The sequence below is a fragment of the Xanthomonas sp. 1678 genome (genome assembly GCF_031455575.1).
Lineage (GTDB): Bacteria > Pseudomonadota > Gammaproteobacteria > Xanthomonadales > Xanthomonadaceae > Xanthomonas_A.
This window is the reverse complement of record NZ_JAVDSZ010000005.1, coordinates 87,874-107,454: the sequence shown is the minus strand read 5'-3', so window position 1 is coordinate 107,454 and position 19,581 is coordinate 87,874. Positions and strand designations below refer to the sequence as shown.

Sequence of the window (19,581 nt, the reverse complement as noted above, 5' to 3'; positions counted from 1 at the left end):
GGCGGGCGAGCGGTGCGGCGGCGAGCCAGCGCGGCGCGGTGAAGGTGGGCCGCGGCTTCGGTGTCGGCCGTGACGACATCCTTACGGGCGGCTGCAGCCTGGAGCGACGAGGGACTCAGCACAGGGCGGCGGTATCGGCCGTGCCGGCATCGGGCATCCCGTCCCGCGGCCGGCCGGGCCCGGCGAACGGGTCGCCGATCCCGGTAGCGGCGGCGCGCACTTGGCAAGCGCCGGCGAAGTTGGGACACTCGCCGCCATGAAGGGGATGGTGGGGCTTCTGGGGCTGGCAATCGTCACGCTGTCGGCTACGCCGGCCAGCGCCGGCACCCTATACAAGTGCGTCGGCGGCGATGGCGTGCCCAGCTACGTCAGCAAGCGCGTGGCCGGCGCCAACTGCAGCGTGGTCAGCCGCTATGTGCCCGACCGCCGTGCCGCGCGCGCTGCGCCTGCGCCTGCCGCGGCGTCGGTTTCCGCCGAGCGCGCGCCCAGCCGTGGCGTCATCGCCCTGGCCTCGCCGCAGTCCGGCGCCCCGGCCACCATCATCAGTACCCCCGTCGCGAGCACCCCGGTCGCGGCACCGGCGGCGGTCGCCGCCAGCGTGGCGCCGACGCGGGTGGCGCCCGTGCCTGCGGGCAATGGCGCCGCGCCGCGGCGGGTGGTCAGCGGCCAGGTCTATTCCTATATGAAGGACGGCGTGCGCCACTACACCAGCGCGCGGCCGACCCAGGTCGCCAGTCTCGGCGCGGTGCGCACCATCCACTACAGCTTCATCGAGACCTGCTACGCCTGCGCCAATCCAGGGCTCAACTTCGGCGCGGTGCGGTTGAACACCACCGCCTACCAGAGCGAGATCGCCGCCGCCGCGCGCGAGTACGGGGTCGACGAGGCGGTGGTGCGCGCGATCATCCATGCCGAGTCCGCGTACAACCCGATGGCGCTGAGCCGCGCCGGCGCGCAGGGCCTGATGCAGCTGATGCCGCCGACCGCGCGCCGCTTCGGGGTCAGCGATTCGTTCGATGCGGCGCAGAACATCCGCGGCGGCGTGCAGTACCTGGCCTGGCTGTTGAAGCGCTTCAACGGCAACCTGACCCTGGCCGCCGCCGGCTACAACGCCGGCGAGGGCGCGGTGGACAAGCATGGCGGGGTGCCGCCGTACAGCGAGACCCAGCGCTACGTGCAGCGCGTCGGCTTGCTGGCCGACCGCTACCGCGGCGTGCTGGCGACGGCGCATTGAGTCATTCCGTTGCCAGCGCGACGATGCATTGTCTGCGCGTTGACGGTTCCGCTACACTGCAGTGGATTTTATGCGGCTCGACCCCCACCGAGCCGCTGGCAGCCTCACGCTACCCAATCAAAAATCGGAGTGCCGGATGGCCAACGATGGGGTCAACGATTCTGTAAATGCAGGACGCCGCCGCTTTCTCACCGCCACTACGGCGGTGGTAGGCGCGGTTGGAGCAGGTTTCGTCGCGGTTCCTTTCATCAAGTCGTGGAACCCCAGCGCCAAGGCCAAACTGGCCGGCGCGCCGGTCACCGCGGACATCAGTGCGTTGCAGGAAGGCCAGCGCCTGATCCTGGAGTGGCGCGGTCAGCCGATCTGGATCGTCAAGCGCTCCAAGGCGATCCTGGATGCGCTGCCGACGCTGGATGGGCGGCTCAAGGACCCCAAGTCCGAGGTCACCGACCAGCAGCCGGCCTACATCAAGGGCGAGGGCCGTTCGATCAAGCCCGACATCTCGGTGCTGGTCGGGCTGTGCACGCACCTGGGCTGCTCGCCGGAGATGGTCGCCGAGATCCGTCCCGAGCCCTACGATCCGGAATGGAAGGGCGGCTATTTCTGTCCCTGCCACAAGTCGCGCTTCGACATGGCCGGGCGCGTGTTCCAGGGCGTGCCGGCGCCGATCAACCTGCTGGTACCCCCGCATCACTACCAGGACGACAACACGCTGATCATCGGCGTCGATCCGAGTGCGTCCGCGAAGGGGGCCGCCTAAGCCATGGCTGACAATATCCTTACCCGCACCGCGGGCAACGTGTTCGGCTGGGTCAACGAGCGCGCGCCGGGGCTGATGCCGTTCTACCGCAAGCACGTCAGCGAGTACTACGCGCCGAAGAACTTCAACATCTGGTACTACTTCGGTTCGCTGGCGATGGTGGTGCTGGTCAACCAGATCGTCACCGGCATCTTCCTGACGATGCACTACAAGACCAGCGCGGCCGAGGCGTTCAACTCGGTCGAGTACATCATGCGCGACGTCGAGTGGGGCTGGCTGATCCGCTACATGCACTCCACCGGCGCCTCGCTGTTCTTCATCGTGGTGTACCTGCACATGTTCCGCGGCCTGCTCTACGGCAGCTACAAGAAGCCGCGCGAGCTGGTGTGGATCCTGGGCATGCTGATCTACCTGGTGCTGATGGCCGAAGCGTTCATGGGCTACGTGCTGCCGTGGGGGCAGATGTCGTTCTGGGGCGCCAAGGTGATCATCTCGCTGTTCGGCGCGATCCCGGTGATCGGCAACGGCCTGACCGAGTGGATCATGGGCGACTACCTGCCCTCCGACGCCACCCTCAACCGCTTCTTCGCGCTGCACGTGATCGCGCTGCCGCTGGTGTTGCTGTTGCTGGTGGTGCTGCACCTGGGCGCGCTGCACGAGGTCGGTTCCAACAATCCCGACGGCGTGGACATCAAGAAGGGCCCCAAGGGCAACCGCTGGGATCCGAACAAGCCAGCTGACGGCATTCCGTTCCATCCGTACTACACGGTCAAGGACATGGTCGGGGTCGGCTTCCTGCTGATGATCGGCGCCTTCATCATCTTCTTCGTGCCTGCGTTCGGCGGCCTGTTCCTGGAGCACGACAACTTCACTGAGGCCAACCGCCTGGTCACGCCCGAGCACATCAAGCCGGTGTGGTACTACACGCCGTACTACGCGATGTTGCGGGTGGTACCGAACAAGCTCGGTGGCGTGCTGGTGATGTTCTCGGCGATCGCGATCCTGTTCCTGGTGCCGTGGCTGGACCGCGCCAAGGTCAAGTCGATCCGCTACCGCGGCTGGATCTCCAAGGTGATGCTGGGCGTGCTGGCGGTGTGCTTCGTCTGGCTCGGGGTGATCGGGTCCGGTCCCGGCACCGAGGCCAGCGAGACCTACATCGGGCGCGTGCTGACCGTGCTGTATTTCGGATTCTTCCTGACCATGCCGATCTGGACCACGTTGGACCGAACCAAGCCGGTGCCGGAGCGGGTGACCACCCATGACTAAACCCATGATCGCCGTGCTGGCCTGCTTCGCAACCGTCTCGCTGCTGTCCGCCATGAGCTACCTGCTGCCGGTGGGGCAGATCGTGTTCTGGGGCAAGCAGGCGATCGTCTCCCTGTTTGCTGCGGCAACGGGGGGCTCACTATGAGCAAGCGCCTGATCGCCGTCCTGGCCTGCTTCGCATCCGCCCTGTTGTTGTCGGTCTCGGCGCTGGCCGCGGAGGGCGGCGCCACTCAGCAGGCCGGCAACGACCTCGGCGACCGCGCCTCGCTGCAGCGCGGCGCCAAGCTGTTCATGAACTACTGCTCCGGCTGCCATTCGCTGAAGTACCTGCGCTATTCGCGCATGGCCGAGGACCTGGGCCTGAGCGAGGACGAGGTGATGGCCAACCTCAACTTCACCGGCGCCAAGGTCGGCGAGCACATCGAGGCGGCGATGCCGCACGATGCGGCGACCAAGTGGTTCGGCAAGGCGCCGCCGGACCTGAGCCTGATCGCCCGCGTGCGCGGCACCGACTGGGTCTACACCTACCTCAAGTCGTTCTACCTGGACCAGTCGCGTCCGCTGGGCTGGAACAACAAGCTGTTCGCCAATGCCTCGATGCCCAATCCGCTTTGGGAGCTGCAGGGGCTGCAGCAGCCGGTCTACGGCAAGGCCGAGCAACCGGGCGTGGACAAGCCGGTGGAGCGGCTGCAGCTGGGCACGCCGGGCAAGCAAACCCCGGCGCAGTTCGACCAGACGGTCCGCGACATCAGCAATTTCCTCGAATACGCCGGCGAACCGGCGGCGCTGAAGCGGCAGAGCCTGGGCGTGTGGGTAGTGCTGTTCCTGGCGCTGCTGACCTTCCTGGCCTACCTGCTGAAGACGGAATACTGGAAGGACGTGCACTGAGCGCCGTCGTCGGCCTCGCGCCGGCGCTGGCTGCATCGTAGCTGACCCGATCCCCTGTTCATCCTATTGGCTTTTGCCAGCGAGGGTTGCACACTCAGGGGCCGTGATGACCGTCAGCAAGGTGTTGGCGGCATCGATGCGGCCGGCGGATTCCGGTCGTCGGAGAGCCTTGAATGGCGGCGAGTTTGCGCATGCGAAATACCCTGACGTTGTTTTCTTCCACAGATGACGTGCTGTGCCACCGCGTGCGTCTGGTGCTCGCCGCAAAGGGCGTGACCTACGATTTCGTGGCGGTGGATCCGCAGAATCCCCCGGAAGACCTGATCGACCTCAATCCCTACCATTCGGTGCCGACCCTGGTGGAGCGCGAGCTGGTGCTGTACGCCGCCTCCGTGGTCAGCGAATACCTGGACGAACGCTATCCGCATCCGCCGCTGATGCCGGTCGATCCGCTGTCGCGCGCGCGCCTGCGCCTGGCCATGCTGCGCATCGAGCACGACTGGGTGCCGCAGGTGCAGGCGATCCAGCTCGGCAACAAGGCCCAGGCCGAAGCCGGGCGCAAGCGGCTCAAGGAGCTGCTGACCGCCTCGGTGCCGCTGTTCAAGGCCAGCAAGTTCTTCCTCAATCCGGAAATGAGCCTGGCCGACTGCGCGATGGCGCCGATCATCTGGCGCCTGCAGGCGCTGGACATTCCGCTGCCCAAGGACGGCAAGGCGATCGAGGACTACGGCAACCGCATCTTCCGCAATCCCGGTTTCATCCGCAGCCTGACGGACCAGGAAAAGAAACTGCGCGACCTGCCGGCCTGATTTCCGGCCGCGCGTGGCGCATCCGGTATTTCCTGAGTTGCGCCGGCGCCTTCGCGTGCCGGCGCGTAGAATTGGCGCATGACCGACGATATTTCCCGCATGACCAGCCATCGCCCGTACCTGCTGCGGGCGCTGGTGGAGTGGATCAACGACAACGGCATGACGCCGCACATCCTGGTGGATGCGGGCCTGCCGAACGTGCAGGTGCCGCAGAGCGCGGTCAAGGACGGCCGGGTGGTGCTCAACATCGCCGAGCGCGCGGTGGTGCGCCTGCAGATCGACAACGACGGGGTCAGCTTCACCGCGCGCTTCGGCGGCGTCAGCTATCCGGTGCAGGTGCCGATGGCCGCGGTGCTGGCGGTGTACGCGCGTGAGACCGGGCAGGGCATGGCGCTGCCGGACGACATCCACGGCGCCACCGAGCCGCCGGGCGACGACACGCCGCCGCCGCGTCCCAGCGGCTCCGACGACAGCGCCGGCGGCAAGCGCCCGCACCTGCGCGTGGTCAAGTAAGGCGATTTTTCGGCCGGCGTCCGTGCGCATCGCGCGGACGCGGGCGCGGCTGCAGCGCGATTTGTTCGCCATTGCGCCACCTGGTCACTGCTTCGCCAGCAGCACGCGTTGCGCTCTTGCCTGACGAAGCAGTTGTAGGCGCGCCTTCAGGCGCGATCGGATGCGGGCTGCTACGCGGACGATCTCCGCAACGCAACGCCCTTTACGAACATGGCCTTCGCGCAGAGACCCTGCCGGGCCTCACTCGATTGGCGGACGCCCTTCGTGCAGCGCCGTGACCGTGGCCACCGATGGCCCGGTGAAGGCGATCAGCTGGTCGCCGAGTAGCACCAGGCGGCCGCTGTGGCGATCGACGCCATCGTAGGAATAATCGAAGCGGAAGGTCCGCTCGAAGCCCAGCCAGCCGTTGGGCAGGCGCCGCAGGCGCAGGCCGGTGCCGTGCACGCTCTGGTCCAGCCACTGCACATCGGCGGCCTTGCAGGCATTGCGGCCGAGGCTCTCGGCACGTTCGGCGGCAGCGCGCGACGCGTTCCAGAACGCGAACACCGCGGCGCCGGCAATCATCAACAGGATCAGGCTGGGCATGGCGTCACTGTAGCGAGCGGGCGGGTGCGGCGGCAATGCTGGGTTGGGGACTCGGGACTCGGGACTCGGGACTGGGGACTGGGGATTCGGGATTCGGGATTCGGGATTTCGGGCCGCGGCCGGGATTCGAGAGCGGGACGCGGATTGCGGGCGGAGAGTTTTCGTGTGCGGCTGGTGGCTTCTTGTGGGAGCGACTTCAGTCGCGACGCGCCTCACCAACAAAGCCCGCTGCGACAGACGGCCCGAGGCGAGCCGACATGGATCCTGGAAGTCGCAAGCAGTCGATAAAACGCTAGCGCTCCGGCAGCGGTTCGCTCGCTTGCGGTTGCGACACGGGCGTCGCCGGCGCAGCCGCCGGCGTGGCTGGCACGGTGCCGGATGCCGCCGGTGTTGCCGGTGTTGCCTGTGGCGCCATCGGCGCAGCGGCCGGCAGCGGGACCTGCGGCGCGACCGGATCCACTGCGGGAACGACCCCCGGCGTTACAGGCGGCAGCAACTGCGCCTGCGGTTGCAGCTGCAGCAGCGCCGCCCAGTCCTGGCGGTTGAAGTCGCACAGTTCCTCGCGGCCGGGCGTGCATTCCAGGCCGGCGCCGTCGTCGCCGACCTGGTCCTGCGCCAGCGGCGCTTCCAACTGCAGGCGCCCGGCGCGGTCCAGCGGCAGCTTGCGCATGGTCACCGCGTTGAGCACGTTGCCGCCGATCAGGTACAGCGTGTGGTCGCCGCCGACGTTGGCCGCGACCACGACGTCGCAATGCGATTCCCACGGCAGCGCGCCGCCGCGCGCCAGCGCCTCGCGCAGCCCGGCCGCACCCAGCGGCTGCTTGCGCCCGCGCAGGAAGCACAGCAGGTCGCCCGGCGCCGGCTTGTCCTGCTGCGGGTCGGCGTAGCGGTACGGCAGGCCGTCGGCGCCGCCCTGATAGGCGGCGCGGATGTAGTCGATGTGCCGCACCGAGGTATGGAAGCCGCTGACGCCGGCGCGCACCATCACGTACGACACGAACGCCGCCGACCATGGGTTGTCGACGATGAATGCGCGGCAGTCGGTTTGCCGGTAGCGCGAGCCGTCCAGCTGCTGGCAGCTGGCGGCGCCGTCGCTGCCGCCCATCGCGCCCAGCGTGCCGCTGTCGCGCCAGTAGGCGGCCACGCGCTGCCAGGCTTCGATGCCATGGTCGGCGAGGTAGCCGCGTTCGGCCTCGGTCACGCGCAGCCCGGCGAGGCGCCCTTCGCCATCGATGAACGGCCGCCACCACAGGCGATGCTCGTTGCAGGCGGTGCGCACGATGGCCACGGCGGTCGCGGTCAGGCCGTAGCGCGGCGGCAGGTCGCACACCTCCGCGGCGGCCGCGCGGCCGGCGGGAAACAGGGCGGCGGCACACAACGCGGCACACAACAACGCGAACCTGGAACGGGCCATCGACAACTCGGTGAATAGGGGGAGATGTGCAGCGTCGCAGAGCGGTGTGGCCGCGGCCGTGAAGTCAGTGCGGCGGCGGTCCCAGCTTCAGCGACAGATCCACCGCCTGCACGTGCTTGGTCAGCGCACCGATGGAGATGCAGTCCACGCCGTCGGCGGCGATCGCGCGCACGCCGTCCAGGGCGACGCCGCCGGAGACTTCCAGTGGGATCGCGCGATTGAACGGCGCGGCTGCGGCGATCGCCACCGCCTCGCGGCGCTGCGCGGCGTCGAAGTCGTCGATCAGGATGCGGTCGCAGCCGACCGTCAGCGCTTCGCGCAGCTGCGCCAGCGTTTCCACCTCGACCACCAGCGGCAGCGCCGGCCACTGCGCACGCGCGGCATGTACCGCCGTGGTCAGCGAGCCGGCGGCGCGGATGTGGTTTTCCTTCAACATCACCGTGTCGTACAGGCCGACACGGTGGTTGCTGCCGCCGCCGCAGCGCACCGCGTACTTCTGCGCCAGGCGCAGGCCGGGCAGGGTCTTGCGGGTGTCGAGGATGCGCGCGCCGGTGCCGGCGACCGCGGCCACGTAGGCGGCGGTGGCGGTGGCGGTGGCGGACAGAGTCTGCAGGAAGTTCAGCGAGGCGCGCTCGGCGCTGACCAGCGCGCGGCTGCGCCCGTGCAGCAGGGCCAGCACAGTGCCGGCGGCGACGCGCTCGCCCTCGGCGATGCGCCAGTCGATGCGCACCTGCGGGTCGAGCGCACGGTGGCAGGTGTCGAACCAGGGCCGGCCGGCGATCACCGCATCCTGCTTGCACAGCAGGTAGGCGCTGTCGGCGCGGTCCGGCAGCAGCGCGGCGGTGACGTCGCCGCTGCCCAGGTCCTCGGCCAGCGCGCGTGCCACGTCGGCGTCGATCGATGCCTGTGCCGGCGCCTGCGGCGGCGCCACGTCGCCGCTCATTTGCCGGGGAAGTCGGCGAGCTGGGCGGTGCCGATCGCTTCTTCGGCCAGCAGCACCGGGATGCCGTCGTCGACGCGGAACACCTGCTTGCGGTCGCGGGTGATCAGCGCCTCGCGCAGCGCTTGCGCCTGCGGGCTGCCGTCGGCGCGCTGCACGGTGCCGGCGGCGATGGCGCGGTTGAGCGCCTCCAGGCCGCGCGCATCCAGCAGGGCCAGCGGTTGGCGGGTGTCGGGCGAGCACAGCAGGTCGAGCAGTTTGCGGTCCATCCGGTCTTCGTCTTGCGTGGAAGACGGCTAGAATACGTCTTTAAGGCAGGGGACGGCCATGACCTCCAAGCAAACCGCGCCGCTCGTCGGCATCGTGATGGGTTCCCGTTCCGACTGGGAGACCATGCAGCATGCGGCGCAGAAACTCGATGCGCTGGGCGTGCCCTACGAAGTGAAGGTGGTGTCCGCGCACCGCACCCCGGACGTGCTGTTCGCCTATGCCGAAGCGGCCTCCGCGCGCGGCCTGCGCGCGATCGTGGCCGGCGCTGGCGGCGCCGCGCATCTGCCGGGCATGCTCGCGGCCAAGACCGCGGTGCCGGTGCTCGGCGTGCCGGTACAGTCCAAGGCGCTGAACGGAATGGACTCGCTGCTGTCGATCGTGCAGATGCCGGCCGGCATTCCGGTGGCCACCTTTGCGATCGGCAATGCCGGCGCGGCCAATGCCGCGCTGTTCGCCGCGGCGATGCTGGCCGCCGAGCACGCGGATATCGCCGCGGCGCTGGACGATTTCCGCCAGCGCCAGACCGACGAGGTGATGGCCAAGGACGATCCGCGCCAATGACCACCACTGTCGGAATCCTGGGCGGCGGCCAACTGGCGCGCATGCTCGCTGTGGCCGGCGCGCCGCTGGGCCTGCGCTTCGTGATGCTGGATACGGTGGCCGACGCCTGCGCCGGCCAGGTCGCGCCGCTGCAGGTCGGCGACTACCGCGACGAGACGGCGCTGGCCGCGTTCGCGGCCAAGGTCGACGTGGCCACCTTCGATTTCGAGAACGTGCCGGCGGCCAGCGCCGAATGGCTGGCGGGGCAGGTGCCGGTGTTCCCGAATCCGCGCGCGCTGGCGGTGGCGCAGGATCGGCTGGCCGAGAAGACCCTGTTCCGCGAGCTGGGCATCCCGGTGCCCGATTTCGCCGCGGTCGGCAGCCGCGCCGAACTGGACGCGGCGCTGGCGCAGGTCGGCACCCCGTGCATTCTCAAGACCCGGCGCCTGGGCTACGACGGCAAGGGTCAGTTCCGGATCAAGTCCGCGGCCGACGCCGATGCGGCGTGGGCGGCGCTGGGCGCACAGGCGTCCAGCGTCGGCCTGATCGTGGAAGCCTTCGTGCCATTCCAGCGCGAGATCAGCGTGGTCGCGGTGCGCGGCCGCGACGGCGAGTTCCGGACCTGGCCGCTGACCGAGAACTGGCATGTGCAGGGCGTGCTGTCGGCCAGCCTGGCTCCGGCGCAGGCCGACGCGGCGCTGGCGCAGGCCGCCATCGCCCACGCGCAGGCGCTGGCCGAGCGGCTTCAGTACGTGGGCGTGTTCGCGCTGGAACTGTTCTGCCGCGACGGCGAACTGCTCGCCAACGAGATGGCGCCGCGGGTGCACAACTCCGGGCACTGGACCATCGAAGGCGCGGAGACCTCGCAGTTCGAGAACCACCTGCGCGCGGTGCTGGGCCTGCCGCTGGGGTCCACGCGCATGCTCGGCCATGCCTGCATGCTCAACTGGATCGGGCAGATGCCCGACGCCGCGCCGGTGCTGGCGCAGCCCGGCGGCCATTGGCACGACTACGGCAAGGAGTCGCGCGAGGGCCGCAAGGTCGGCCATGCCACGCTGCGCGAGGACACGCCGGCGGCCCTGGCGCAGGCGCTGCAGACGGTCGGCGCGCAATTGCAGCGTGGCGACCAGGTCGCGCCGGTGATCGAGAGACTGCGCGCGCAGGGCTGAGCGGGCCGAGGAGGTCGCGCCCAGGCCGCGCCTGGGCGTGGTCCGAAAGCGCACCAGCGCCATACGCGACTACGTGTCAGCCGTCATTCGACCAATCCACACGGCCGCAGGCCGGTCATCCCCAATCCCCAATCCCCAATCCCCGCCTCAGCGCAGATTCGCCGCCACGAATTCCCAGTTCACCAGCCTCCAGAACGCCTCCAGGTAGCGCGCGCGGTCGCTGCGGTAGTCGATGCAGTAGGCGTGCTCCCACAGGTCGCAGGCCAGCAGCGGGGTGTCTTCGCCGGTCAGCGGCGAGCCGGCGTTGGCCGTGGCGACCAGCGCCAGCGTGGCATCCGGGCGCTGCACCAGCCAGACCCAGCCGGAACCGAACACGGCTAGCGCCATGCGTTCGAAATCGGCCTTGAACCGGGCGACGTCGCCGAAGCTCTTGGCGATGCGCTCGCCGAGCGCGCCGCCCGGTTCGCCGCCGCCGCGCGGGCGCAGCCCCTGCCAATAGAACTCGTGGTTCCAGACCTCGGCGGCGTGCTGGAACAGGCGGCCCTGGGTGCGGCGCACCAGATCCTGCAGCGGCAGGTCGGCGAATTCGCTGCCGGCGATCTGCGCGTTGAGCCGTTCCACCAGCGCGCGCTGGTGCTGGCCGTGGTGCAGGTCCAGGGTCTCGGCGGACAGGTGCGGTGCCAGCGCCGCGCGGTCGTAGGGCAGGGGAGCGAGTTCGATGGCCATGGATCCTCGGAGCGGTTTCGGGCGCGCATGTCGGTACCGGCATGCGCAGGGCTTACACTATGCGGCTACGCGAAAGTCTAGCCGACCGCCGAGGTCGTTCTTTCGCCCAAGCAGGAGAAAACCCCCATGCAGGTGATGGAGCGCATCCAGGCCGACGTCGAACGCCACCCCATCGTGTTGTTCATGAAGGGCACCCCGCAGTACCCGATGTGCGGCTTTTCCAGCCGCGCGCTGCAGGCCCTGCTGGCCGCCGGCGCCGACCGCCTGCACACCGTCAACGTGCTCGAAGAGCCCGAAATCCGCGCCAATCTTCCGCGCCATTCGAACTGGCCGACGTTCCCGCAGCTGTTCATCCATGGCGAACTGATCGGCGGCTGCGACATCACCCTGGAATTGTTCGAATCCGGCGAGCTGCAGCGCATCGTGGCCGAGGCCTACCAGCCGTGACCGAGCCGGCGATGGCGCACGCGGGCGCGCTGGCGCAGCGCGTGGTGCTGGTGTGCGGGGCCGCCGGCGGGCTGGGCAGCGCCGCGGCGCTGGCCTGTGCCCAGGCCGGCGCCACGGTGGTGCTGCTCGGGCACAAGCCGGCGCGCTTGAACCGGGTCTACGATGCGATCGCCGCGGTCGGCGCGCAGCCGCTGCTGTATCCGCTGGACCTGCTCGGCGCCACGCCGGAAGACTACGCGACGCTGGCCGAGCGGCTGCACGCCGAACTCGGTCGGCTGGACGGCCTGCTGCACTGCGCCGCCGATTTCGTCGGCCTGACCCCGCTCGAGCACGCCGACCCGGCGCAGTTCGCACGCGCCATCCACGTCAACCTGACCGCGCCTGGCTGGCTGACCCAGGCCTGCCTGCCGCTGCTGAAGCAGGCGCCGGACGCGGCGATCGTGTTCGCGCTCGACGATCCGGCGCGCGTCGGCCAGGCCTACTGGGGCGGCTACGGCGCGGCCCAGCATGGCCGCCGCGGTTTGCTGGCGACCCTGCACGGCGAGCTGGCCGCCTCGACGGTGCGCGTGGCCGGGCTGCAGCCGGGGCCGATGCGCACCGCGCTGCGCGCCCGCGCCTACACCCATCAGGAAGACTTCGACGCGGTCGATCCGGCGCGCTACGCGGACGCCTGCGTGGAGCTGCTGTCACCGGCCGGCGCTGCGCACCGCGGCGCAATCTGGAATCCCCGCGCATGACCATCCTGTCGGCGGCGCTGCTGCTGTTCCTGATCCTCGACCCGCTGGGCAACATCCCGGTGTTCCTCAGCGTGCTCAAGCCGCTGCCGCCCAAGCGCCAGCGCATCGTGCTGGCGCGCGAACTGCTGATCGCGCTGGGCGTGCTGATGGCGTTCCTGTGGGGCGGCAAGTACGCCCTGGAAGTGATGCACCTGCGCCAGGAATCGGTGGCGATCGCCGGCGGCATCGTGCTGTTCCTGATCGGTATCCGCATGATCTTCCCGCGTCCGGAAGGCCTGATGGGCGAGATTCCCGACGGCGAGCCGTTCATCGTGCCGCTGGCGATCCCGCTGGTGGCCGGACCGTCGGGCATGGCCGCGGTGATGCTGATGGGCAGCAACGAACCGTCGCGCCTGGGCGAATGGAGCCTGGCGCTGATCCTGGCCTGGATCGGCACCTCGGCGCTGCTGTTCTCCGGCACGCTGTTGTACAAGCTGCTCGGCATGCGCGTGCTGACCGCGGTCGAGCGGCTGATGGGCATGCTGCTGGTGGCGATCTCGGTGCAGATGTTCCTGGACGGCCTCAGCGCCTATCTGAAGCTGCCGGTCGCCGGCTGAGCGGGCGCTCGCGCCGCCATCCGCGGCGTGCGCCCCGCACCGCGTTGCGCCTGCGCAGCGCCTGTCGCGACGCGCCGGCGCTGCAACACCACAGCCCTTTGCGGCAATTCGATGACATTTCCGGCGCTTTTTTGTGCCGCCGCGTGTCGGCGCGTGACGCCATCTTAAGTTTCCGTAAACGCCCGAGGCATACGCGGGCGAAATAGCCTGCCTACCGTAGCGCCCTCCGAAGCGGTGGGTGCTGTGCGCCATGTCCAGCCAGATCGTCCCGCCGCTCTCTGCCGCTCCCACGTTAGCCACAGAGGCGTTTGCCCGATGAAGTCCCGTTCCGTCCACCGTATTTCCGCTCTTTCCCTGGCGCTGGCCACTGTGCTCTCGGCCCATCCGGCGCTGGCCCAGGACGCCGGCGCCGAGAGCACAGAGCGCGTCACCGCCTCCAGCACCTCCAATACCACCGCGGCCTACGACACCAAGCGCGTGCAGCAACTGGACAAGGTCAATGTCAGCGCCGACAAGGGCGGCTACGTGCTCGGCGGCGGCAACATGACCGTGCAGACCGCCAGCAAAGCGATTTCCACGGTGACTCGCGAGGCGATCGCGCAGGCCTCCGGCGGCAGCAACTTCACCCAGATGATCGATGCGATCCCGGGCGTGGACGCCGCCACCAGCGACGTGACCGGCCTGAACAACGGCAACTACAGCCTGCGCGGCTTCGACTCCTCGGCGATCGGCGTCACCGTCAACGGCGCGCCGGTGACCGACAGCGGCAGCTACTCGGTCTATGCCACGGAGTACGGCGATGCCGAAAACTACAACGACATCACCGTCACCCAGGGCACGCCGAACGTGGACCAGCCGGAAATGGGCGCCACCGGCGGCCAGATCGCCTGGTCGACGATCGACCCGAGCCATGCGTTCGGCGTGGACTTCACCCAGAGCTTCGGCAGCAACGACTATCGGCGCACGTTCGTGCGTGTGAATACCGGCGACACCGGGCCGCTGCGCTCGTGGGTGTCGTTCTCGACCAACAGCGCCGACAAGTGGAAGGGCAATGGCGACATGTCGGTCAACAAGATCGACGGCAAGAGCGTGTGGGACATCAGCCCGGGCAACTCGATCAGCGCGTCGTTCCAGTACAACCGCCAGTCCAACTACTCCTACAACACCGCCAGCAAGGCGCAGCTGGCGAGCGCCTACGACTACGACTACAACGACAGCTGGGGCGGCGGCACGACGTCGGCCGACCAGTCCTACTGGAAGTTGCGGCGCAACCCCTACAAGAGCCTGCTGGCCAGCCTGGACGGCGAGTTCACGCTCAGCGACAGCCTGCGTCTTTCGGTGGTGCCGTACGTGTGGTGGGGCGACGGCGGCGGTTCCAGCGCCGCATCGGTGTATCCGTCCACCGGCAGCGGCAACGTCTACGGCTACTCCAGCGCCGTCAGCGGCAGCCGCGACGTCGACTACACCTATTCCTATTCCAGCACGGTGCGTCCGGGCGTGGTCGCCAAGTTCTTCCAGGACATCGGCATGGACCACAATCTGGTCTATGGCCTGTGGTACGACCGTTCGCGCAAGAGCCAGAACAACAGCATCGTCAAGACCGATCAGGCCAGCGGCCAGGCGTGCGATGTCTGGGCCGACAGCGACGATTGCTTCCTGACCTATGCCGACGGTCAGGTGCAGCAGAGCTACCGCACCTACACCGTGACCGACGTGCAGAAGTACTTCGTCCAGGACAACTGGACCCCGGCCGACGACTGGGCGATCAACTACGGCGTGTCCTGGATCCATGCCACGCGCAAGGGCCACAACTACCAGTGGCCGGATACGACCAAAGAGATCGGCGTGGACTTCGACAACAGCTACAGCAAGTTGCTGCCGGCCTTCGGCATCAAGTACGCCCCGGACAGCCGCAACCAGTTCTACTACGGCGTGGCCAAGACCTTCCGCGTGCCGGCGACCAACTCGATTTCGGTGAACCTGTCGGCCGCGCAGGACATTCCGGAACCGGAATCGGCCTGGACCAACGACCTGGGCTGGCGCTACTACGGCGACCGCTTCTCGCTGTCGACCATGCTGTATCAGAGCAACTACAGCAACAAGCAGATGTCCAGCTACGATCAGACGACGGCGCTGACCACCTACATCTCGATCGGCAAGGTGCGCATGCGCGGCTTCAACAGCGAAGCCAGCTACAACATCACCGACACTCTGAAGCTCTACGGTTCCTACACCTACACCCAGGCCAAGATCCTGAGCGACAGCTTGGCGGTGGGCACGTCCAAAGGCATCTACGACTACGCGGTCGCTGGCAAGCAGCTGGCCAATACCCCGAAGAACCTGGCCAACCTGCGCCTGAGCTACACCATCGGCGACTTCTGGGTCGCCTTGAAGGGCCGTTACTCCGGCTCGCGCTATGGCGACTACATGAACACCGAACGGGTAGGGGGCTACACCACCTTCGGCGCCGACGCCGGCTACGCCTTCGCCGACTGGGGCTGGCTGAAGAAGCCGTCGATCAAGCTCAATCTATACAACCTGACCGACAAGCAGGCCGTCACCTGGGCCAGCACCACGCAAGTGTTGGCGGCGTCCGGCGCCAGCGACTACCCGGACGTGGTGTCCACCGGCACGCCGTACTACTCGGTGCTGGAGCCGCGCGCGTTCGCGGTGACGTTCGGCGCCTCGTTCTGAGGCAAGGCCTGCCCCAACCGGGGCGGGACAATGAACGGCCGGGGCTTGCCCCGGCCGTTTTGCGTTTGCGGCATTGCAAACGGCACCTCCGCCCCGGGAGGGCGCCGCGTCGTGCTGGCTCCTCATCCGATTGGGGCGAGTGCAGGCGTGGACAGGTCGCTTCGGTTGGCCGGGAGCGGCGGCGCTCGCCGCGCCGGGACTGAAGAGGAAGGGAAACCGCCTGGGGGTAGGACGCGGGCCGATGCCGCTGCTACTAGGCGGTGACGCGTGCCTTGACGCCGCTTCCCGCTCTGCCAATCCGCCAGGAGGCGCACGCTGGCCGGCTGGGCTTTCCCTGGCCGAAAAGGCTTGTCAAAGCGCTCCACCTGGCGTCGTTCGGCTAAGCCCGCACTAATGCGGACGTGCTGCGCCGTACCTCGGTCGAACCAGCCGCGTGCGGGATGCCAAACGCGTGTCCGCCATGCCACAAAACTGCGATGCATGTCGTGTCATGTCCGCTTATGTCTGACTGTCACGTTTTGGCAACAAATCGGCCCTATGGTGTTAAACTCACGTTAACCCTTGCGGGGGATCCAGCAAGGGGGCACGAACCTCATTCCGCTGCCGTGCGTCGACCAGGGACGGCTAGCTATGCGCATTTCGTCAACTTCCATCGAGGCTATTGCAATGACTCAACCCCGCCGTCTCCGGATGTCCAAGCTCACCCTTGGCCTCGTCGCCGCGCTCGCCGCCGCCCCCGTGTTTGCCCAGAGCACCTCCTCCGGTATCGGCGGCGTGGTCACCCACAATGGCCAGCCCGTCGCGGGCGCCGAAGTGACCATCACCCACGTCGAGTCGGGAACGGTCAGCCGCGCGAGCACCGATGCGACCGGTCGCTACAACGCGCGCGGCCTGCGCGTCGGCGGCCCGTACAACGTCACCATCACCAAGTCGGGCGAGGGCACCCAGACCCAGGAAGGCATCTATCTGGGCCTGGATCAGGTCGCCAGCGTCAATGCGCAGCTGACCGGCGACGTCGCCACGTTGGAAGGGATGACGGTGACCGCCGCCCGCGGTGCCGAGGCGTTCACCGCGGACAACAAGGGTGTGTCCACCAACCTGTCGCGTGGCGATCTCGACCGCACGCCGATGCCTGACCGCTCGATCCAGAACGTGGTGCGTTCCGATCCCCGCGTCGTGGTCACCGACCGCGATCGCGGCGCATTCTCGGCGATGGGCCAGAACAACCGCTACAACAGCATCACCGTGGACACCATCAGCGCGGGCGACCCGTTCGGCCTGAACGACAACGGCCTGCCGACCAAGGGCACGCCGATCTCGCAGGACGCGATCGAGAGCTACAACATCTCCACCGCCAACTTCGACGTCGCCACCCGGCGCGGCGTGGGCGCGTGGGTGAACGCCGTCACCAAGAGCGGCACCAACGATTTCCACGGCTCGGCCTACTACGTCTACCAGAACGCCGACGACATGATCGGCAAGGGCAAGACCGACGCCAAGTGGACCGGCTATACCAAGGACACCACCAAGGGCGCGACCCTGGGCGGCCCGATCCTCAAGGACAAGCTGTTCTTCTTCGCCTCCTACGAGGAGAGCGAGAAGACCAGCCCGGGCGCGATCTGGGGCACTTCCGATTCCAGCGCCACCAACAAGGTCAACGGCCTGACCACCGCGCAGCTCCAGCAGATCACCTCCACCGCCGAAAGCCTCGGGCTCTCGCCGGGCGACGACGGTTCGACCAGCACCAACATCGAAAGCAAGCGTTACCTGGCCAAGCTCGACTGGAACATCAGCGACTACCACCGCGCCAGCCTGCGCTTCAGCCGCACCGAAGAAGACGAGCCGATCATCACCGCCAGCAACTCCACGCAGCTGAAGCTCTCCAGCAACTGGTACGTGCTGAACAAGACCAACACCAGCTATGCGCTGAGCTTCTACGACGACTGGAGCGAAAAGTTCTCCACCGAAGCGTCGGTGGGCTACAGCAAGTTCGAGCAGGACCGCGCGCCGCTGGTCGGCGGCTACCAGCCCGAGGTCACCGTGCGCACCAGCGGCGCCGATACCGGCACCAGCGTGCTGCTCGGCACCGATTTCTCCAGCCAGGCCAACGTGCTGAGCGTGAAGAGCTGGAACGCATACTTCGCCGGCAGCTGGTTCCTCGGCGACCACGTGGTCAAGGCCGGCGTGGACTACCAGCAGGACGAGGTCTACAACCTGTTCCTGCAGCGCTACAACGGCACCTACGCCTTCAACTCGATCGCCGACTTCGCCAATGGCACCTATCGCCGCTACCAGCTCTCGCAGCCGGCCGCTGGCTATAGCCTGGACAACGTCGCCGCCATCTTCAAGATGAAGCAGTACGGCCTGTTCCTGCAGGACACCTGGCAGGCGACCGATCGCCTGTCGATCCAGTACGGCGTGCGCTACGACATGCCCAAGGTCGATCCGCTGCCGACCTACAACCCGTGCTTCGCCGCCGATCCGGGCGTCACCGGCAATTTCGGCGCGTGCGGCCTGCGCGCGACGCCGGCCAACGCCAATGCGGCGGTGGGCGGCTTCGGCTTCCCCAACACCGGCACGATCGACGGCAACAACGTCCTGCAGCCGCGCTTCTCGTTCAACTATGACCTGGGCACCGAGCGTCCGACTCAGCTGCGCGGCGGCGCGGGCCTGTTCATCTCCAACACGCCGGCGGTCTGGGTGGGCAACCCCTATTCCAACAACGGCGTCGCGGTGACCACCTACGACGTCAATCGCCGCAAGACCGCCGCCGACCCGGCGTTCAGCGCAGATCCGTTCGGCCAGAACGTCCCGGGCGGCACGGTGACGCCGCCGGGCCTGGGCAGCTCGAGCATGACCGTGAACGTGGTCGATCCGGACTTCAAGCTGCCGGCCGTCTACAAGTACACCCTGGGCCTGGACCACCAGCTGCCGTGGCAGGACCTGGTGTTCACCGCCGAGTACCAGCACCTCGACGTCGACAAGGGCATCCTGTACCAGGATCTGAACATGGGCACGCCGACCGGCACGCTGCCGGATGGCCGCAACACCTATGCGCGCTTCCCGAACCAGGCGCCCGGCAGCACCAACACGGCCAACTGGAACAAGAACGCTTCGTTCAGCAACGTCATCCTTCTGACCAACACGGACAAGGGCAAGTCGGACAACTTCACCGTGTCGTTGAAGAAGCCCTTCAACGGCACCTGGAGCGCGATGCTGGCCTACACCCACAGCCGCGCCACCGAAGTGAATCCCGGCACCTCCAGCGTCGCCTTCAGCAGCTACCAGAATCGTGCCTGGTACAACCCGTCGGACGACGTCTCAGGCATCTCCAACTACTCCATCCCCAATCGCATCATCGCGCAGCTGAGCTGGGAGCATAAGTTCTTCGGCGACTACGCGACCCGCGTCTCGGCGTTCTACGACGGCCACAACGGCGCGCCGTACAGTTGGGTGTTCGGCAACGATGCGCAGGGCCTCGGCCTGTCCGGTCGCTCGCTGGCGTACGTGCCGTCCGGTCCGGACGATGTGGTCTGGGCCAATGCCGCCTCGCAGCAGTTGTCCTCGTCGTTCTGGGAATACGTCGGCAAGCATCCGGAGCTGGCGCGCTACAAGGGTCAGGTGGCCGAGCGCAACTCTTCGCGGGCGCCGTGGGTCAACCAGCTGGACATGTCCTTCAGCCAGGAAATCCCCGGTTTCGCCAAGGGCCACAAGGGCGAGATCCGCCTCGACATGTTCAACGTGCTGAACATGATCGACAAGGATTGGGGCGTGGAGCGTCGTGCCGACTTCCCGCTGGTCCGCAACCTGGCCAACGTGGCCGGCGTGACCGCGGACGGCAAGTACATCTACGACATCTCCAGCACCAGCCTGTACAACCGCAACGGCACCTACGCGCCGACCGATCTGGCCATCAACGAAACGCAGAACCCGTCGCAGCGTTGGTCGCTGCTGCTGACCCTGCGCTACACGTTCTAAGCCTGCGCGCATGGT

19 protein-coding genes are annotated in these 19,581 nt (G+C 67.9%); 14 read left to right on the top strand and 5 right to left on the bottom strand.

The window, feature by feature from the left end:
* Window positions 1-256 precede the first annotated feature (256 nt).
* The 7 genes from J2Y70_RS11195 to J2Y70_RS11165 all read left to right on the top strand — a co-directional run bounded on the left by J2Y70_RS11195 (window position 257) and on the right by J2Y70_RS11165 (window position 5,470).
* A complete protein-coding gene (locus J2Y70_RS11195; RefSeq protein ID WP_309917254.1) occupies window positions 257-1,234 on the top strand; it encodes a lytic transglycosylase domain-containing protein in 978 nt (325 codons plus the stop codon).
* Between the two features lie 136 nt (window positions 1,235-1,370).
* Window positions 1,371-1,994 carry a ubiquinol-cytochrome c reductase iron-sulfur subunit gene (gene petA, locus J2Y70_RS11190; RefSeq protein WP_263394942.1) on the top strand — a complete coding sequence of 208 codons (624 nt, stop codon included), beginning with the start codon at window positions 1,371-1,373 and terminating at the stop codon, window positions 1,992-1,994.
* 3 nt (window positions 1,995-1,997) lie between these two features.
* Window positions 1,998-3,260, top strand: a complete 1,263-nt coding sequence (locus tag J2Y70_RS11185) for a cytochrome bc complex cytochrome b subunit (protein ID WP_263394941.1) — start codon at window positions 1,998-2,000, stop codon at window positions 3,258-3,260.
* Between the two features lie 4 nt (window positions 3,261-3,264).
* Complete coding sequence (locus tag J2Y70_RS11180) at window positions 3,265-3,405, top strand: hypothetical protein (protein WP_263394940.1); 141 nt, start codon at window positions 3,265-3,267, stop codon at window positions 3,403-3,405.
* Window positions 3,402-4,148, top strand: a complete 747-nt coding sequence (locus tag J2Y70_RS11175; protein ID WP_309917249.1) for a cytochrome c1 — start codon at window positions 3,402-3,404, stop codon at window positions 4,146-4,148. The genes J2Y70_RS11180 and J2Y70_RS11175 overlap by 4 nt, the downstream gene beginning before the upstream one ends.
* A gap of 173 nt (window positions 4,149-4,321) precedes the next feature.
* Window positions 4,322-4,957, top strand: a complete 636-nt coding sequence (locus J2Y70_RS11170) for a glutathione S-transferase N-terminal domain-containing protein (protein ID WP_010342124.1) — start codon at window positions 4,322-4,324, stop codon at window positions 4,955-4,957.
* A 78-nt stretch (window positions 4,958-5,035) separates the two neighbouring features.
* Window positions 5,036-5,470, top strand: a complete 435-nt coding sequence (locus J2Y70_RS11165) for a ClpXP protease specificity-enhancing factor (RefSeq protein WP_263394938.1) — start codon at window positions 5,036-5,038, stop codon at window positions 5,468-5,470.
* Between the two features lie 240 nt (window positions 5,471-5,710).
* Here J2Y70_RS11165 and J2Y70_RS11160 read toward each other — a convergent pair whose 3' ends face one another.
* From J2Y70_RS11160 to J2Y70_RS11145, 4 genes are all read right to left on the bottom strand, one after another.
* Window positions 5,711-6,055, bottom strand: coding sequence for a DUF3301 domain-containing protein (locus J2Y70_RS11160; RefSeq protein WP_309917244.1), 345 nt, complete (start codon window positions 6,053-6,055; stop codon window positions 5,711-5,713).
* A 292-nt stretch (window positions 6,056-6,347) separates the two neighbouring features.
* Window positions 6,348-7,469 carry a DUF2272 domain-containing protein gene (locus J2Y70_RS11155; RefSeq protein WP_309917240.1) on the bottom strand — a complete coding sequence of 374 codons (1,122 nt, stop codon included), beginning with the start codon at window positions 7,467-7,469 and terminating at the stop codon, window positions 6,348-6,350.
* A gap of 64 nt (window positions 7,470-7,533) precedes the next feature.
* A complete protein-coding gene (nadC, locus tag J2Y70_RS11150; RefSeq protein ID WP_309917237.1) occupies window positions 7,534-8,412 on the bottom strand; it encodes a carboxylating nicotinate-nucleotide diphosphorylase in 879 nt (292 codons plus the stop codon).
* Window positions 8,409-8,678, bottom strand: a complete 270-nt coding sequence (locus tag J2Y70_RS11145; protein ID WP_263394934.1) for a Trm112 family protein — start codon at window positions 8,676-8,678, stop codon at window positions 8,409-8,411. Before J2Y70_RS11145 ends, nadC begins: the two co-directional genes overlap by 4 nt.
* 58 nt (window positions 8,679-8,736) lie before the next feature.
* On the opposite strand from J2Y70_RS11145, the gene purE reads away from it, so the two are divergent.
* The gene (purE, locus tag J2Y70_RS11140) at window positions 8,737-9,240 is read left to right on the top strand and encodes a 5-(carboxyamino)imidazole ribonucleotide mutase (RefSeq protein ID WP_263394933.1); all 504 of its coding nucleotides are present in this window, start codon (window positions 8,737-8,739) and stop codon (window positions 9,238-9,240) included.
* Window positions 9,237-10,388, top strand: a complete 1,152-nt coding sequence (locus J2Y70_RS11135) for a 5-(carboxyamino)imidazole ribonucleotide synthase (protein ID WP_309917232.1) — start codon at window positions 9,237-9,239, stop codon at window positions 10,386-10,388. The genes purE and J2Y70_RS11135 overlap by 4 nt, the downstream gene beginning before the upstream one ends.
* Before the next feature lie 147 nt (window positions 10,389-10,535).
* Here J2Y70_RS11135 and J2Y70_RS11130 read toward each other — a convergent pair whose 3' ends face one another.
* The gene (locus J2Y70_RS11130) at window positions 10,536-11,114 is read right to left on the bottom strand and encodes a Fe-Mn family superoxide dismutase (RefSeq protein ID WP_309917229.1); all 579 of its coding nucleotides are present in this window, start codon (window positions 11,112-11,114) and stop codon (window positions 10,536-10,538) included.
* Between the two features lie 126 nt (window positions 11,115-11,240).
* Here J2Y70_RS11130 and grxD point away from each other — a divergent pair, with 126 nt between their 5' ends.
* From grxD to J2Y70_RS11105, 5 genes are all read left to right on the top strand, one after another.
* On the top strand, window positions 11,241-11,561 hold the full coding sequence (gene grxD, locus J2Y70_RS11125) for a Grx4 family monothiol glutaredoxin (protein WP_263394930.1): 321 nt from the start codon (window positions 11,241-11,243) through the stop codon (window positions 11,559-11,561).
* A gap of 11 nt (window positions 11,562-11,572) precedes the next feature.
* On the top strand, window positions 11,573-12,298 hold the full coding sequence (locus J2Y70_RS11120) for an SDR family NAD(P)-dependent oxidoreductase (RefSeq protein WP_263394929.1): 726 nt from the start codon (window positions 11,573-11,575) through the stop codon (window positions 12,296-12,298).
* Window positions 12,295-12,894 carry a YhgN family NAAT transporter gene (locus J2Y70_RS11115; protein WP_263394928.1) on the top strand — a complete coding sequence of 200 codons (600 nt, stop codon included), beginning with the start codon at window positions 12,295-12,297 and terminating at the stop codon, window positions 12,892-12,894. The genes J2Y70_RS11120 and J2Y70_RS11115 overlap by 4 nt, the downstream gene beginning before the upstream one ends.
* 315 nt (window positions 12,895-13,209) lie before the next feature.
* Entirely contained in the window at window positions 13,210-15,588 is a 2,379-nt protein-coding gene (locus tag J2Y70_RS11110) for a TonB-dependent receptor (protein WP_309917225.1), read from the top strand.
* Between the two features lie 690 nt (window positions 15,589-16,278).
* The gene (locus tag J2Y70_RS11105; protein ID WP_309917223.1) at window positions 16,279-19,566 is read left to right on the top strand and encodes a carboxypeptidase regulatory-like domain-containing protein; all 3,288 of its coding nucleotides are present in this window, start codon (window positions 16,279-16,281) and stop codon (window positions 19,564-19,566) included.
* The last annotated feature ends 15 nt before the right edge of the window (window positions 19,567-19,581 follow it).

Excerpts from the sequence above, each read along its gene's own strand:
- J2Y70_RS11195 (WP_309917254.1), top strand. The coding sequence starts at position 257 with ATGAAGGGGATGGTGGGGCTTCTGGGGCTGGCAATCGTCACGCTGTCG.
- petA (WP_263394942.1), top strand. The coding sequence starts at position 1,371 with ATGGCCAACGATGGGGTCAACGATTCTGTAAATGCAGGACGCCGCCGC.
- J2Y70_RS11185 (WP_263394941.1), top strand. The coding sequence starts at position 1,998 with ATGGCTGACAATATCCTTACCCGCACCGCGGGCAACGTGTTCGGCTGG.
- J2Y70_RS11180 (WP_263394940.1), top strand. The coding sequence starts at position 3,265 with ATGATCGCCGTGCTGGCCTGCTTCGCAACCGTCTCGCTGCTGTCCGCC.
- J2Y70_RS11175 (WP_309917249.1), top strand. The coding sequence starts at position 3,402 with ATGAGCAAGCGCCTGATCGCCGTCCTGGCCTGCTTCGCATCCGCCCTG.
- J2Y70_RS11170 (WP_010342124.1), top strand. The coding sequence starts at position 4,322 with ATGGCGGCGAGTTTGCGCATGCGAAATACCCTGACGTTGTTTTCTTCC.
- J2Y70_RS11165 (WP_263394938.1), top strand. The coding sequence starts at position 5,036 with ATGACCGACGATATTTCCCGCATGACCAGCCATCGCCCGTACCTGCTG.
- J2Y70_RS11160 (WP_309917244.1), bottom strand. The coding sequence starts at position 6,055 with ATGCCCAGCCTGATCCTGTTGATGATTGCCGGCGCCGCGGTGTTCGCG.
- J2Y70_RS11155 (WP_309917240.1), bottom strand. The coding sequence starts at position 7,469 with ATGGCCCGTTCCAGGTTCGCGTTGTTGTGTGCCGCGTTGTGTGCCGCC.
- nadC (WP_309917237.1), bottom strand. The coding sequence starts at position 8,412 with ATGAGCGGCGACGTGGCGCCGCCGCAGGCGCCGGCACAGGCATCGATC.
- J2Y70_RS11145 (WP_263394934.1), bottom strand. The coding sequence starts at position 8,678 with ATGGACCGCAAACTGCTCGACCTGCTGTGCTCGCCCGACACCCGCCAA.
- purE (WP_263394933.1), top strand. The coding sequence starts at position 8,737 with ATGACCTCCAAGCAAACCGCGCCGCTCGTCGGCATCGTGATGGGTTCC.
- J2Y70_RS11135 (WP_309917232.1), top strand. The coding sequence starts at position 9,237 with ATGACCACCACTGTCGGAATCCTGGGCGGCGGCCAACTGGCGCGCATG.
- J2Y70_RS11130 (WP_309917229.1), bottom strand. The coding sequence starts at position 11,114 with ATGGCCATCGAACTCGCTCCCCTGCCCTACGACCGCGCGGCGCTGGCA.
- grxD (WP_263394930.1), top strand. The coding sequence starts at position 11,241 with ATGCAGGTGATGGAGCGCATCCAGGCCGACGTCGAACGCCACCCCATC.
- J2Y70_RS11120 (WP_263394929.1), top strand. The coding sequence starts at position 11,573 with ATGGCGCACGCGGGCGCGCTGGCGCAGCGCGTGGTGCTGGTGTGCGGG.
- J2Y70_RS11115 (WP_263394928.1), top strand. The coding sequence starts at position 12,295 with ATGACCATCCTGTCGGCGGCGCTGCTGCTGTTCCTGATCCTCGACCCG.
- J2Y70_RS11110 (WP_309917225.1), top strand. The coding sequence starts at position 13,210 with ATGAAGTCCCGTTCCGTCCACCGTATTTCCGCTCTTTCCCTGGCGCTG.
- J2Y70_RS11105 (WP_309917223.1), top strand. The coding sequence starts at position 16,279 with ATGTCCAAGCTCACCCTTGGCCTCGTCGCCGCGCTCGCCGCCGCCCCC.